This is a genomic window from Denitrobacterium detoxificans, from assembly GCF_015062615.1.
GTDB classification, from domain to species: domain Bacteria; phylum Actinomycetota; class Coriobacteriia; order Coriobacteriales; family Eggerthellaceae; genus Denitrobacterium; species Denitrobacterium detoxificans_A.
In genome coordinates this window covers 82,915-97,586 of sequence record NZ_SUUH01000001.1, presented here as the reverse complement: position 1 = coordinate 97,586, position 14,672 = coordinate 82,915, and the positions used below count along the sequence as shown (strand labels likewise).

14 protein-coding genes are annotated in these 14,672 nt (G+C 58.2%); 12 read left to right on the top strand and 2 right to left on the bottom strand.

Annotated features, from left to right (window positions below; translation table 11 throughout):
* Positions 1–148: 148 nt before the first annotated feature.
* The 6 genes from E7002_RS00475 (at position 149) to E7002_RS00450 (ending at position 7,414) form a co-directional block, all read left to right on the top strand.
* Positions 149–2,002, top strand: coding sequence for an ABC transporter ATP-binding protein (locus tag E7002_RS00475; protein WP_303726970.1), 1,854 nt, complete (start codon positions 149–151; stop codon positions 2,000–2,002).
* A 1-nt stretch (position 2,003) separates the two neighbouring features.
* A complete protein-coding gene (locus tag E7002_RS00470) occupies positions 2,004–3,851 on the top strand; it encodes an ABC transporter ATP-binding protein (RefSeq protein WP_303726969.1) in 1,848 nt (615 codons plus the stop codon).
* Positions 3,852–3,927: 76 nt separating this feature from the next.
* Positions 3,928–4,626, top strand: a complete 699-nt coding sequence (locus E7002_RS00465) for an HAD family phosphatase (RefSeq protein WP_303726968.1) — start codon at positions 3,928–3,930, stop codon at positions 4,624–4,626.
* 12 nt (positions 4,627–4,638) lie between these two features.
* A complete protein-coding gene (locus E7002_RS00460) occupies positions 4,639–5,997 on the top strand; it encodes a ribonucleotide reductase subunit alpha (protein ID WP_303726967.1) in 1,359 nt (452 codons plus the stop codon).
* Complete coding sequence (locus E7002_RS00455) at positions 5,997–6,563, top strand: Rrf2 family transcriptional regulator (protein ID WP_303726966.1); 567 nt, start codon at positions 5,997–5,999, stop codon at positions 6,561–6,563. The genes E7002_RS00460 and E7002_RS00455 overlap by 1 nt, the downstream gene beginning before the upstream one ends.
* A gap of 14 nt (positions 6,564–6,577) precedes the next feature.
* Positions 6,578–7,414, top strand: coding sequence for an adenine glycosylase (locus E7002_RS00450; RefSeq protein WP_303726965.1), 837 nt, complete (start codon positions 6,578–6,580; stop codon positions 7,412–7,414).
* Here E7002_RS00450 and pheA read toward each other — a convergent pair.
* Positions 7,411–8,256 (bottom strand): prephenate dehydratase, encoded by an 846-nt coding sequence (pheA, locus tag E7002_RS00445; protein ID WP_303726964.1) that lies wholly within the window; start codon positions 8,254–8,256, stop codon positions 7,411–7,413. The genes E7002_RS00450 and pheA overlap by 4 nt on opposite strands.
* Positions 8,257–8,337: 81 nt before the next feature.
* On the opposite strand from pheA, the gene rbr reads away from it, so the two are divergent.
* The 6 genes from rbr (at position 8,338) to E7002_RS00415 (ending at position 14,001) form a co-directional block, all read left to right on the top strand.
* On the top strand, positions 8,338–8,877 hold the full coding sequence (gene rbr / locus E7002_RS00440; RefSeq protein ID WP_066662195.1) for a rubrerythrin: 540 nt from the start codon (positions 8,338–8,340) through the stop codon (positions 8,875–8,877).
* 353 nt (positions 8,878–9,230) lie between these two features.
* Positions 9,231–10,559, top strand: coding sequence for a hydrogenase small subunit (locus tag E7002_RS00435; RefSeq protein ID WP_303726963.1), 1,329 nt, complete (start codon positions 9,231–9,233; stop codon positions 10,557–10,559).
* A gap of 3 nt (positions 10,560–10,562) precedes the next feature.
* Entirely contained in the window at positions 10,563–12,209 is a 1,647-nt protein-coding gene (locus E7002_RS00430) for a nickel-dependent hydrogenase large subunit (protein WP_303726962.1), read from the top strand.
* A 1-nt stretch (position 12,210) separates the two neighbouring features.
* Positions 12,211–12,897, top strand: coding sequence for a cytochrome b/b6 domain-containing protein (locus E7002_RS00425; protein ID WP_303726961.1), 687 nt, complete (start codon positions 12,211–12,213; stop codon positions 12,895–12,897).
* Positions 12,898–13,004: 107 nt separating this feature from the next.
* On the top strand, positions 13,005–13,457 hold the full coding sequence (locus E7002_RS00420) for a viscotoxin-A3 (RefSeq protein WP_303726960.1): 453 nt from the start codon (positions 13,005–13,007) through the stop codon (positions 13,455–13,457).
* A gap of 10 nt (positions 13,458–13,467) precedes the next feature.
* Positions 13,468–14,001 (top strand): hydrogenase maturation protease, encoded by a 534-nt coding sequence (locus tag E7002_RS00415; protein ID WP_303726959.1) that lies wholly within the window; start codon positions 13,468–13,470, stop codon positions 13,999–14,001.
* A gap of 3 nt (positions 14,002–14,004) precedes the next feature.
* On the opposite strand, the gene nth is transcribed toward E7002_RS00415, so the two are convergent.
* Positions 14,005–14,661, bottom strand: a complete 657-nt coding sequence (nth, locus tag E7002_RS00410; RefSeq protein WP_303726958.1) for an endonuclease III — start codon at positions 14,659–14,661, stop codon at positions 14,005–14,007.
* Between the last annotated feature and the right edge of the window lie 11 nt (positions 14,662–14,672).

The following is a 14,672-nucleotide window of genomic DNA, read 5'->3' as shown; positions in this document are numbered from 1 at the left end:
AACGCGGGGTGTGCCTTTGCATGCCCCGCGTTTTTGTTTTTCGGTCTGCATAAGGTCACATATTGGTGTCAATCAGCGGCCATGCCGCGCGTGTGTCTTCTTGCCCTCTAGTATCTTCATGCTAATTAGTCTCAACGAAAGCGTTTGTGTGCGTTCCCTTAAGTATTTAAAACCCTATCTTGGCATTGCCGTCCTCATCGTCGTCCTTCTGGGCGTCCAGGCGGCGTGCGACCTTGCCATTCCAAACTTCACGTCGCTCATCGTCGACGTGGGCATTCAGCAATCGGGCATCGAGGCGTCGTCTCCCCAAGAGGCGGCCGAGCTGCTTGCGGAATACCAGGCGCAGGGCGTCGATACGCTCGCAATGCAACAGGGCTACATTATTCGCATTGGCCTCCAGATGCTCGGCGTTACCCTCTTGGGCATTGCCGCTGCCGTGGGCATCTCCTTTTTGGCCGGCAGGGCTTCCGCCTCGGTGGGGCGCGATTTGCGCGAGCGTCTCTTTGCCAAGGTCGTTGGCTTTTCCAATGCCGAGGTTCAGTCGTTTTCCGTGGCGTCGCTCATCACGCGTGCCACGAATGACATTCAGCGCATTCAAATGGTCAGCTACATGCTGCTTCGTATCGTTATTTACGCGCCCATCCTGGCCGTGGGCGGCATCGTCATGGTGCTGCAGACGAATGCTTCCATGACGTGGATCATCGGGCTGGGCGTGCTTGTGGTCGTCGTGGTTATCGGCGTGCTCATGGTGGCTACGATGCCGCGTTTCCGTCTCATGCAGAAACTCATCGACAAGGTGAACCTCATTTCCCGGGAAATGCTCACGGGCATTCCCGTCATTCGTGCCTTCAATCGCCAGGGCCGTGAGGAGGAGCGCTTTTCCCAGGCAAGCGGAGACTTGCGCGATACGCAGCTGTTCGTCAATCGCGCCATGTCGTTCATGCGCCCGGGAATGATGCTCGTCATGAATGCAATGTCCGTACTCATCGTGTGGGTTGGCGCGGGCGCCATCGACGTGGGCAACATGCAAACAGGTGACGTCATGGCGTTCGTCACGTATTCCATGGCCATTGTCTCGAGCTTCATGATGCTTTCGATGCTCGCCATTCTCCTGCCACGTGCCGAGGTGTCTGCCAAGCGCATCGACGAGGTGCTCGAAGCGGATATTGCCATTTCGGACCCTGCTCGACCGCGCGATGACGAGCGCTCTTTGCGGCCAGGCGCTGAAATCGAGTTCCGCGACGTGACGTTCGCCTACGAGGGGAGCGACGAGCCCGTGCTCTCCCATGTGAGCTTTACCGTTTCCGCGGGCGGCTACGTGGCGCTCGTTGGCCCGACGGGTTCGGGCAAATCGACGGTCTTCAAGCTCCTCATGCGGGATTGCGATCCCCAATCGGGGTCCATTCTCGTGGATGGGGTAGAGGCGCGCTTGCTTTCGCTTGCCGCCCTGCGCGGTACGTTTGGCTATGTTCCGCAAACGTCGTTCCTGTTCAGCGGCTCTATCGGCTCCAATATCTCGTATGGCTTGGAAGAGGCGGACGAAGCGGCGAATCTGTGGGCTGCTTCTATCGCTCAGGCCGATTCGTTCGTTCGGTCGCTGCCCGAGGGGTACGATTCCAGCGTATCCCAAGGCGGAACGAACCTTTCGGGTGGCCAGCGCCAGCGCTTGGCCATTGCGCGCGCCCTTGCGATCAAGCCGCGCTGCTTCCTTTTCGATGACAGCATGAGCGCTCTCGATTACGCCACCGAGCTTGAGCTTCGAAGGTCCCTTCAGCGCGAGATGGGCTCGGCCACGCGTATCGTGGTTTCTTCCCGTGTTGCCACCGTTTCCGATGCCGATTGCATCGTCGTGTTTGACGAGGGCAGGGTTGTGGGAACGGGAACGCACGATGAGCTTCTTGCCTCCTGCGCTACGTATGCCGACATCGCCCGTTCCCAGCTTGCGCCGCAGAGCGAGGCATCCTCTGCGCCTGCTTCCTCTTCCCTGGAAGGGGGTGAGTAGCATGGCCTCTCGCGGTGAAGACCTGAAGCGTAGCGCCGAGCGTCGGCGCATGCCGCGCGGCCCGCGTGGCATGAACGTCGAGAAGCCTCGCAATGCTCGCGTTGCGTTCTCCCACGTCTTAGGGCTGCTTGCTCCCTATAAGCTGCGCCTGGCGTTCGTGTTCGTTGCCGCCATCGCCTCGACGGCGTTTGCCGTGGCGGGTCCCAAGGTGCTTTCCCAGGCCACCACATTGCTCTACGAGGGTTCGGTTGCGCGCGTTGCCGGAACGGGTTCGATCGACTTCGCGGGCATAGCCGCAGTGCTCTTGGCGGCCCTCGCGCTCTACCTCTTTTCGGCGTTCGCCTCGTTCCTGCAGGGCTGGATCATGTCCTACGTAACGCAGGATGCGTGCTTCCGTCTGCGTGAGCGCATCAGCGAAAAGATCAATCGCATTCCCATGGGGTATTTCGAAAGCGCTTCCACGGGCGATGTGCTCTCGCGCATTACCAACGACGTCGATACGCTTGCCCAGAGCCTCAACTCCAGCCTTACCACGCTCGTTACGTCGGTGGTCACCATCGTGGGCGTGGTTGGCGTCATGCTCTGGATCTCGCCCCTCATGGCCCTGGCGGTCTTTCTTACCCTGCCCGTATCGGCCCTGCTCCTTAGCGTGGTCATGAAGCGTGGGCAAAAGTACTTCCGCCAGCAGCAGAACGCTCTTGGCGAGATAAACGGCCTGGTAGAAGAAACGTTTTCGGGGCATGAGGTCGTGAAGGCCTTCGGGCGTGAGCGCATGGTCGGGGCTTCGTTTGCCGCTGCGAATGAGCGGCTGTACGAGGCGGGCTGGAAGTCGCGCTTCGTGAGCGGTCTCATGATGCCCGTGATGAGCGTCGTTACCAACCTGGGGTATATCGTCGTTGCCGTTCTGGGCGCCTATCTGGTTGTCGCCTCCGCCATTGCCGTGGGCGATATCCAGGCATTTATTGTGTACGTGAAGGACTTCACGCAGCCCGTTCAGCAGATTACCCAGGTTGCCAACGAATTGCAGTCCATGGCAGCGGCTGCGGAGCGCATTTTCGAGTTTCTGGACGCAGACGAGGAAGTCGAAACGGGTTCCGTGGAGTTGTCGCAGGTTGCGGGCGACGTCGTCTTTGACCACGTGCGTTTTGGCTACGACGAAAACGTGCCCGTGATTCGCGATTTCTCCGCGCACGTACGAGCGGGGCAGACCGTTGCCTTGGTTGGCGCCACGGGGGCGGGGAAGACCACGCTCGTGAAGTTGCTGATGCGCTTCTATGACGTGAATGAGGGGTCCATCTCCATCGATGGCACGCCCATCACCTCTATCGATCGGGGTAGCCTTCGCGCGCACATTGCCATGGTGCTGCAGGAGACGTGGCTGTTCAATGGCACGATTTGCGAGAATATCCGCTACGGAAACCTTGCGGCCACCGACGAAGAGGTCGAGCAGGCGGCGAAAGCGGCCTATGCTCATCATTTCATCATGTCCCAGCCTGGAGGCTATGACATGGTAATCACCGAAGACGCTTCTAATATCAGTGCGGGGCAGCGCCAGCTCATCACCATCGCGCGAGCCATACTCGCAAATCGCTCGATGCTCATTCTGGACGAAGCGACCAGTTCGGTGGATACGCGCACGGAAGGACAGATTCAGCTGGCAATGGAAAACCTCATGCACGGGCGCACGAGTTTCGTCATCGCGCATAGGCTTTCCACCATTCGCAATGCCGACCTCATTCTGTGCATCGACAAGGGCGACATTGTGGAACAGGGTACTCACGAGGAGCTTTTGCGTCTCGATGGCTACTATGCACGGCTTTACAACGCTCAGTTCGCGAATATGGAGTAGGTCTGCCTTGCACCGTATTCCGCGAACGCTATAATACTTCATTCGAGTATTAAACGACTATCGTGGAAGTTGGAGCATGGAAGACACGGCAACGGTTTCGCCTACGCCAGTTGAGCTGGTGCTTTATGATTTCGACGGAACCTGCATCCGCGGTAATTCCCCGGTGCTCCTGGTGCGCTACTTGCTGTTGCATCGCAAGCTCAACTTCTTCAGGGCGTTGGGCATCGGTCTGTGGGCCGTTGCGTACAAGCTGCGCCTGCCACAGAACGAGAGCTGGGTGCGCTCTCAGGTCTTCACGGCGTTCGTGGGGCAAAAGGCCAGTGAGGTCGATGACTACCTCATGAGCTTTTACGACGAAGTGATTGCCGAGCGCGTACGCGAAAGCGCTATCGCCAGCATGGAGGAGCACCGTGCGGCAGGTCGCGTCGTCGTCATCGTTTCCGCGACGTGGGAGGCCATTGTGCGCCGGGCCATGGATTTCCTGCCCATCGATCACGCGGTGTGCACCTGCATGGAAATCGACGATGCCCAGTGCTACACCCGTATTGTGAAGGGTTTGCCTGTTGAAGGTGCCGAAAAGGTGTCAGCCTTGCGGCGATATGCCGATGATGCTTTTGGAAAGGGTACTTGGATGGTATCGTATGCCTATGGCGATCATCATTCCGATGTTCCTATGCTCGAAATGGCGCAGCATCCTGTAGCGGTGACACCAGATTCCACGCTCACCCGGGAGGCTCGCCGCAACGAGTGGCAGATTGCCCACTGGCAAGACTAAGGAGATGGTGGTGTGTTTGGTAGAACCCCCAGCTCGGGAAATACATCAGGTCAAGATAACGAAACGAGCAGTGCGCAGGATCTTCTGCGCATGGCTGGTCGCGCCTACGACGACGACCGCCTTTCGCAGGCTGCTCATCTGTACATAGCTGCGTTCGATTCGGCAAACCAGGTTTCCGGCGATGTCGAGCCTCAGTATGTTGAGGGCTTGCGCCGTGCGTGGAACGTTGCGTGCAAGCTGAAGGAACGCGCTCTCGCCGAGTACGTCTTCGAGAAGCTCGAGCCCTATGCCACGGGCGAGGAAACGGCGCGCAATGCCGAGGCCTTGCAGAGCATGGCGCTCGAAAAGCTCGAGGAGTTCGGCTTTTCGCACGATGAGGTGCAGGATATGTCGGAGCTGCTGGGCGTCGAGCCCTCGTCCGACGATGATTCCCATGCTTCCGAAGCCGAATCGTTCACGTACGCCGATCTTATTGGCTACGACAAGACAATCAAGAAGATGCGCGAGCGTGGAATTGGCATGGGCGAGGACGGTGAGTTCGCCGAGTTCATGGAAATGCTGCACAAGCGCCATGGCCTCGAGTCCATTCCGTCGGTTGAGACGATCCTCTTCCGCTCCAAGGCACGCGAAGACGCCAATCGCTTCATGGTTGCCACGGCTGGCGAGCTTGGCTTGCCCGTGGTGCGCATGTTCATGGACGAAAGCCCCCAGGGCTATCCGGTTCTCTGCATCATGACGTCGCGCGAATTCCGTGGCAAGGCGCGCTTTTCGCGCCTTGGGTTCCAGGGTCCCGCCGTGCTCATGCTCGAGAACATCGATTTGTGGGGCGCGCCAGTTTCCGTGGACTCCGAAGACGGCGAAGCATCGTTCACTCAGCAGCTTACGCGCGGTGCTCGCGAGGCCGTGAACTTCATCCGCGCTTCGGTGGAACACCCCGATGTGTGGGTTCTTGCTTCATGTAGCGAAGAAAAGGACCTAGAAGCCTTTTTCTATGATATTCTCGACCCCGTTGATATCGTTCAGATCGATACTCCGGGAAAGCGCGAGCGTGCCGCGATATGGCAACATGCATGTGCGCTGTTCCCCTCGCTCCGTTTCCTGGATCGAGATGAGCTCATATCTTATTCGAAGCACATGACGCGGTTCGATATGTATACGGCCGCGCGCCATGCCGTCGAGCAGGCGTACAACGAGAGCATTCGCAAGCGCGTGTACGTTCCGGTTACGCGCGAGAACCTGTACGAGAAGATTGCGTCGTATCAGCCGCTCGATTCCAAGGAATATCGTGCCTTGGAAGACACGCTGGTCGATGCGCTTCGGGTAGAACTAGACAAGAATGAATCCGACTTTTTGGGTAAGGGTGGAAAATAATGGAGTTAACACGTCGTTGCGATTATGCGTGCCGGATTCTTCGCGCTGCGTATAACCACAGAGACCAGTATGTTTCCATTGCCGAGATTGCTGAAGAGGAAGACATTCCCTACGCTTTCGCACGTACCATTCAGCATGATTTGGCAAAGGCTGGCTATGTGCATACGACGCGCGGCTCGCGTGGCGGCTTGAAGCTCGCCCTCGACCCGAACAAGGTCACCATTCTCGATGTCCTCTGTGCTCTGCAGGGCCCGGTAACCATTTCCAATTGCGCTGCCGACCCCGAAACGTGCACTCGTAGCGGTCGCTGTGCCTTCAATAAGGTGTGGCAGGCAGCCGACGAGGTGCTGAACGCCCTGTTCGCTTCTATCACGCTGCAGCAGGTGTTCGATGGTGGCACGAAGGACGATTTCCTTCGTTACGTGCATGCGAACGTCGCCAATGCCGTTGGCCTCGACTTGAAGGCCCTTTCGGATGCTGGCGTCAAACAGCCCGAGGATTTCATGGGCGTTCGCAGCCTTGCCGAAGGCCAGTTGGCCCATCCCGGCAAGTACAGCAGCAACTAGCATTCCTCATTTCGTTGCTCTCTATAGCCGAATTCCAGGATCGCGTATACGAAGCGGGTCGTCTCTACGAACGCGAGGGCTTGCCGTGGCGTTACATAGACGATCCCTATGCGGTGTATCTTTCCGAGGTCATGCTCCAGCAAACGCAGGTCAAGCGCGTGCTGGAGTATTGGCCTCGCTTTTTGGACGCGTTTCCCACGTTGGATGCCCTTGCCGCGGCCGAACCTTCCGCCGTTTTGGGGCTCTGGCAGGGGCTTGGATACAACCGCCGAGCGCTTTCGCTTCTGAAATGCGCAAAGGAGTGCGTCGAGCGCTTCGATGGCATGTTGCCCACGCAGGAGCGCGATTTGATTTCCCTTCCGGGCATTGGCCCGTCCACGGCTGCGGGCATTATCTCGTTTGCTCACAATAGGTCCTCCGTCTACATAGAGACGAATGTGCGCACGGTATTCATCGACCAGTTTTTCCCCGAAGAAGACGAGGTGCACGACAAGCAGATCGAGCCCCTGGTGCGCGAATCGTGTCCGCAAGACGATGCTCGCAGGTGGTATTATGCGCTGCTCGACTGGGGTGCGCATATCAAGCAGACGAAGGGCAACGCTTCCCGTCGTTCCAAGTCGTATACGCGCCAGAGCAAGTTCGAGGGCTCCCGAAGGCAGAAGCGCGCCTTCGTGGTGCGTGAGCTCCTATCTCATCAGGGCATTCCCGTCGAGCATATGAAGCGCTCCCTTGATGCCTTCGAAGTTTCCGCAGGTAGGGAAGCTACGACGCAGGAGCTCTTCGATGGCATCGTTGGCGACTTGCAGCGCGAGGGTTTCCTGCGCGTGGAGGATGGAAGGCTCTTTTCCTAGGCTACGGGGTAGCAGCCGAGCACCTTCACCTCGCGTAGCTTCAGGCGCAGGCAAGAAAGGGCCGTTTGCACGTCGGGCTCATAGATCGAGCCATCGATGTTCACGAAGAACATGTAGTCGCCCAGGCCCTGCTTGGTGGGGCGTGACTGAATCATGGAAAGGTCGATGCCCGCGTAGGCGAACTCCGAGAGGATCATATGCAGCGTGCCTGCCTTGTTCGCATTGAGGAACAGGGCGAGCGACGTCTTGAACTTCGTTCCCTGGAATACCGGTTGCGTTCCGCGTCGGCCGATGAGCGCGAAGCACGTCTGATTGCCATAATGGTCTTCGATTTCCCGTTCCAGAATCTCGGCGCCATGCAGCTCGGCTGCGAATTCGTTTCCAATGCCAGCTACGCCCTCCGTGCTTGCCGCCACCCTGGCGCTTTCGGCGGTGGATGACGTCGCGATGGTCTGGCAGTTGGGGAGATGCGCATTCAGGTAGCGGCGGCATTGTGCGAGCCCCTGGGGATGCGAGTAGACCGTTTTGATGTCGGCCATGGTGGTGCCGGGCGCTGCGAGCAGGCAGTGGTGGATCGAGAGCACTTCCTCGCCTAGGATGACACAGTCGCTGTTGAAGGCGAAGTTGTCGAGCGTGCTGGTGACCGAGCCCTCGAGCGAGTTTTCGGTGGGCACTACGCCGTAATCGCATTTACCCTGGTCAACGTACTCGAAAACCGTATTGAAGGAGGGGAGTGCCACGAATTCCGCTTCGACTCCCAGTCGCTTTGCAAATGCATGGGCCGCCTCGTCGGAATAGGTTCCGGCGGGTCCGAGAAACGCGATGGTTACAGATTGGGACATCGGTGACGCTCCTTGTTCGCTTGCACTATGCTGCATATTACTATAAGGGCAGGTGGGTGCACGTAAGAGAAGGGAATGCACATGGAATTGAAGGGGTCTCAGACCGAAAAGAACCTCATGACCGCCTTTGCCGGCGAATCGCAGGCTCACACCAAGTATCAGTATTACGCCAGCCAGGCGAAGAAGGACGGCTACGTCCAGATTCAGAACATCTTCCTCGAGACGTCCAAGAACGAGAAGGAGCACGCCAAGCTCTGGTTTAAGGCGCTTCACGATGGCGGCGTGCCCGATACGCTCACCAACCTGGCTGACGCTGCCGATGGCGAAAACTACGAGTGGACCGACATGTACGCCGAATTCGCCGAGACGGCCCGAGCCGAGGGCTTCGATTCCCTGGCCGAGCTTTTCGACGGCGTGGGCGCTATCGAAAAGGAACACGAAGAGCGCTATCGCAAGCTCATCGAGCGCATCAACGCCGGCGAGGTCTTCGAGCGTGATGGCCTCTATGCGTGGAAGTGCAACAACTGTGGACATATCCACATTGGCAAGAATCCGCCCGATGTTTGCCCCGTTTGCAATCACCCGAAGGCGTACTTCGAGCTTCGTTCCATGAACTACTAGAATCCTGCTTTAGCGATTCGGGGCCAGCCCAGTAGGGCTGGCCCTTTTGCCGTCTATCTGTTTTCTCCTTCGCAGGTTCTTCGCGCGTCGTAGAATACCCCTCGTGCGCTTATTCGAATGTGCGTGCGGTGTTCTGCGCCCGCATGCTTCGGTAGCTTCGAATATTCTGCTGTTTCAGATGCAATCCCTCCATATCCGTAGCAATTGTTACGGCGAATTCATTTGTTAACATATTTGTGCCTTTTATTCCTTATTAAGCGCATTTGGTATATCAATATGAGAGATATCCGTTATTTGGTGACAAAATATGCACGGTTTGTGCAGACGAATAGTTATTGCAAGGAGGTGTGCACATGGAGAAAGAGGCCACATACTCGGAGTTGGAGAAGATGCTAGAGGCGCGTGGGGTTACGCGTCGTAGCTTTATGAAACTCTGCGGTGCAGTGGCGGCCGCCGCGGGCGTATCTTCGCTTACGGTAGCGCAAGTCGCTTCGGCTCTCGAACAGTCCGTGATTGGCGCAAAGGAAGGTAACCTCTATCCGGTTATCTGGATCGAAGGCGCTTCGTGCACGGGTTGTACCGAGGCTTTCGCTCAGATTGACGAGCCCGATCCCGCTACGGTAGTGCTCGAGCTCATTTCGCTGAACTACAGCGAAACGCTTTCGGCTGCTGCTGGTTACTCCATGGAAGAAGCCAAGGAACAGACCATCGAGGCCGGCAACTACATTCTCGTTTACGAGGGTGCCGTGCTCGAAGGCTGGGACGGCCAGGCCCTGCGCGTGGCTGACAAGCCTGGTACCGAGCATCTGGTCGAGGCAGCCAAGAACGCCAATGCCGTTGTCGCCCTGGGTTCCTGCGCCACGAATGGTGGCTGGATGGCGGCTCATTCCGCGGTGAGCGCCGAGGTTGGCGCCACGGGCGTCCAGAAGTACCTGAAGGAAGTTGGCATCGACACGCCCGTCATCAACGTGCCCGGTTGCCCGCCGAATCCCGAATGGCTCGTCGCCATCCTGGTCGACGTTGTCCTTCTGAAGGTTCTTCCCGAGCTGAATGCGGAAAACAAGCCTGCGGTTATCTTCAACCAGACCATTCATGACAATTGCCAGCGTCGTGGCCACTTCGAGAACGGTGAATTCGTTTACCAGTTCGGCAGCGAAGAGGAGAAGAAGGGCTACTGCCTGTACGCCGTGGGTTGCCGCGGTCCCCAGACGAAGTCCAATTGCGGCGTTGTTCGCTACAATCATCGTCGTAGCTGGTGCGTGGAAGCAGGCGCTCCCTGCATCGGTTGCTGCGAGGCGAACCCGAACGATCCGGGCGATAACTGGGTCGAGGTCAACACGCCGTTTTTCAAGCGTCATCGCGATCTGCGCATTGGCGACTGGATGGTGCAGCCTGAAACCATTGCGGTTGGCCTTACCGCCATCGTTGCCGCCGGCATTGCCGTCCATGGCTTCGGCATCAAGGCTTCCGGCCGCATGAAGGGCAAGGTCAAGTTCGAGGCCAAGCGCGCTGTCGACGCAAAGCGTCCCGGCACGTCGGGCGCCGACTACGACCAGGACAAGACCATCCTCAACGCCGATGGCACCACCACCACGCTTTCCGCCGAGGAATTCCAGCAGAAGATGGAATCCGATTACCAGGCGAAAGTTGAAGAGCTCAAGAATAGGAAAGGGGGCAACTAAAACATGGCACGTACAGTAATCGACCCGATTACCCGTATCGAGGGTCACCTGCGTGTGGAAATGGAAGTCGAAGACGGCGTCGTTACCGACGCATGGGTCTCCGGCGGCTGCTTCCGCGGCATGGAGCTGGTTGTGCGCGACCGCGCTCCCGAAGATGCTGCAATGATCGTGCAGCGCATCTGCGGCGTTTGCCCTGTCTCTCATGCGCATGCTTCCACGCTTGCCGCCGAGAAGGCATATGGCATCACCATTTCGAATAACGCCCGCATCATCCGCAACCTCGTCGAAGGTGCCCAGTTCCTGCATAGCCACATCCTGTGGTTCTACAACCTGGCTGCCCTCGACTACGTGAACCCGCTGCACGCTCTGGAAGCCAACCCGGCCGACGCCTGGGATCTGGCCACTGCTGCCGGCACTTCCACGAACACCGACTTCAAGGCCCTGCAAGAGCGCCTTACCACGTTCGCGGAAAACAAGCAGCTGTCCATCTTCAGCGGCAACTGGTTCGATTCCGAGAACTCGCAGGGCTACAAGCTGCCCGCCGAGCTCGACCTCATTTGCACCGCGCATTACCTCGAAGCCCTCACCATGCAGTCGAAGGCTTCCGAGATTGCCGCGCTGCTGGGCGGCAAGATGCCGCACATCATGACGAGCACGCCTGGTGGCACGATGTTCTATCCCACCGAGGAAAAGCTCGACGACCTGTGGTCGCTCGTTAACGAGGTGTACGACTGGGTCAAGGCAACCATGATCCCCGACACGCTGGCCATCGCTCCCTATTACGCCGACGCATTCAACTTCGGCAAGGGCTGCGGTCGCTACGTGGCATGGGGCGTTTTCGAAGACGCAAGCTTCGAAATGAACAAGCGCTACCTGCCTGCTGGCGTTCTGGGCGACGGTCTGAAGCTTTCCGACGTCGATGAGTCCAAGATCAAGGAATATGTTGGCCATTCCTGGTACAAGGGCGATTCCGACCTCAACCCGCTTGAGGGCGTTACCGAACCCGAGTTCACGGAATACAACACCGATGATCGTTACACCTGGTGCAAGGCTCCTTCGTACGATGGTCAGTGCATGGAAGCCGGTTCGTTCTCCCGTCTGCTCGTTGCCTACAAGCGCAATGTCAGCTTCATCGTCGACCAGATCGACGGCCTGCTGGAAACGCTGGGCGTTCCGGGCCAGCTCGAGATCCTGCAGTCCACGCTTGGCCGTACGGCTGCTCGCCAGATTGAGACGCTCTACATCGCTGGTCTCATGAAGGAATGGGTCCAGGAGCTCATCGAGGCCGTGAAGGGTGGCGACTCGGAGTACTTCCGCAAGCCTTCCACCACGACGGGCCAGGGCACGGGCTTCTGGGAGGCTCCGCGTGGCGCTCTCTACCACACGGAAAAGGTCTCCAACGGCAAGATCACCGATTACCAGATCATCATTCCCACTACGTGGAACATCGCTCCGCACAATGCCGACGGCGTTCCCGGCCCCATGGAGCAGGCCTGCATCGGCGTTCCCGTGGGCGACATGGAAAAGCCCATCAACGTGCTGCGTACCGTTCACAGCTTCGACCCCTGCACCGCTTGCGCAGTGCACATCACGGAGCCCAAGACGGGCAAGACCTTCAAGACGGTTACGAGCCCTTGGGGGGTGAAGTAAGATGGCCGAACTCGCACACTACAAGGACGCGCATCCGCTGCCGTTCGTCATCACGCACTACGTGAATCTCATTTCGATGATTCTGCTCATCCTCAGCGGCTTCATCATCCACTTCCCGTATCTGCCCGCCATCATGGGCATTTGCCGCGGCGTGCATATCTTCTGTGGCATTGTGCTGGTCGTGAACTGCATCGTGCGCGTTATCCTGGCATTCGTGCTGGATTCCGCACCCGTTGGCGGTACGCGTCAGAAGGTTAAGGACATCAAGTCCTTCCTGCCGCAGGCCGACAACAAGGGTCAGCTCATCCCGTGGATCAAGTTCTACCTGTTCATTCAGAAGGACCATCCGTTCTCGGGCAAGTTTAACCCGCTGCAGAAGATGGCCTACGACCTCATTCCGCTGCTCATCCTGTTCATGGGCTACACGGGCTTCTGCCTGTGGTCGGTTACGGCCGACATGCCCATCTTCGCTGCTGGCACTGCAGCCATGGGTGGCCTTATGAGCGTTCGCATCGTTCACTACTTCATGATGTTCGTCTTCATCATCTTCATGATCATCCATGTGTACATGGCCGTCATCGAAGGTGGCAAGCCCCTCATGAAGCTCATGTTCGCTCGCAAGGAGCATGGTGGCCTTACCTACGATATCAACGTTCACGATATCTCGGGCGAGGATCACACCGTCTAGGATTTTCTCCTGGATGCTTTCTTGAAGGGAGCCTTCGGGCTCCCTTCTTTTTCCTGGCGGCTGATATGCTGCCTGCCGAGAAATAGCGCGTAGATAGGGGGTTTGTCATGAGCGAATACGAGGGCCTTACCGACGAGCAAGTGGAGCGCGAACGCGCTCTGCTCAAGGGCGTGCCCGTTTTGAATCTGGGGGCGTTGTTCCTGCCGCCCATTTGGGGTCCGGCCCATGGCATGTGGTGGACGATCGTGTTCTATCCCATCTGGGCGCTTGCCGACTCGTTGTTCTATTACGCCTACGCATCCGTTTCGGGCGTGGGGGAGAGCAGCCCGCTTGCCGTTGTGGCGGCGGTTATCGTGCTTTTGCTGTTGACTGCTTTCACGTTCGCGTTTGCGCGCTTGGCTCAGCCTGCGGCCCTGCATCGTGCGCTGGAACATAAGGGCATGCGCAAGAGCGAGTACCTCCGTCGCGAACGCATCTGGGCCGTTGCCTCGGTGATTGCGGGGTGCGTTTTGCTTGCGCTGGCTACGTACTATAACGTCGTTGTGAAAGTTTCCCTGTAAGGTCTACGCTATGAAGATTGCCGTATTTTGCGTTGGTAACAAGCTCATGCTTGATGATGGCATTGGGCCTGCCGTGTACGACGAATTGTCCGCGTACGAGTTCTCTTCCGATGTGGAGTTGTTTGACGTTGGCTGCATGAGCATGGACTATCTGAATGCCGTGCAGGCGTTCGACCTGATCATTACCGTTGACGCCCTTGATGGAACAGGCGGCGAACCGGGTACCATCTTCCGCTTCGAGCCCGATGATATGGCTCCGCGTCCGTTTGGGGCGCAGTCTCTTCACGACCTGAAGCTATCCGATCTGTTCGAGACGGCCAAGCTGTTGGGCTACCAGGCCCAGGGCGTGTGCCTGGGCATGCAGGTCGATAACGCCGAACCTGCCGAGCTAACCGTCGGCCTTACTCCGCGCGTGTCGGAAAAGCTCGATGACCTGGTTGATTGCGTCCTCGCCGAACTCGTTCGCGCGGGGCAAGTCGTTCGCTTCGGCGAAACGGGCCAGCAGGTTACCCCTGGTTGGCATCACGCGAGCGTTTCCGCGTAGCGCTTACGCCTCGCAGCTGGGGCAGAGGTCCCGCACGGGGCAATCCTCGCAGAGCGGGTTGCGCGCACGGCAGTACTCCCTGCCAAAATGCACCCACTGATGGTTGATGAACAGCCAATCGGGTTGGTCGTACACGCGCATGAGCGCGCGTTCGGTCTTTTCGGGCGTATCGGCCGAAGGTCCTGCCAGCTTCAATCGGTGAGCGATTCTGTAGACGTGCGTGTCAACGGCTATGCCCTGGGGGTTGCGAAACGCCTCGCACATGACCACGTTGGCCGTTTTTCGTCCGACGCCGGGGAGCTTCTGCAGCTGGTCCATGTCGTTGGGCACGGTGCTATCGAATTCGGAGGCTAGAATTCTCCCCAATTGCACGAGGTGCTTGGCTTTGGAACGGAAGAACCCCAGCGAGTGAATGATTTCCTCGACGTTTTCGATGGAAGCGGCTCCAAGGGCCGCAGGTGTGGGGTATTTCTCGAAGAGGGCGGGCGTTACTCTGTTTACGGCCGCATCGGTGCATTGGGCGGAAAGCACCACGGCGACAACTAGTTGAAATGGGGTTTCGTAATCGAGTGAGCATTCTCCGTCACCGTAGCGCTCATGCATGCGCTCCTCGATGAGCTTTGCGCGTTCGCGTTTCGCTGCCATTGTCTCGCGTGGCATGGCCATCCTTT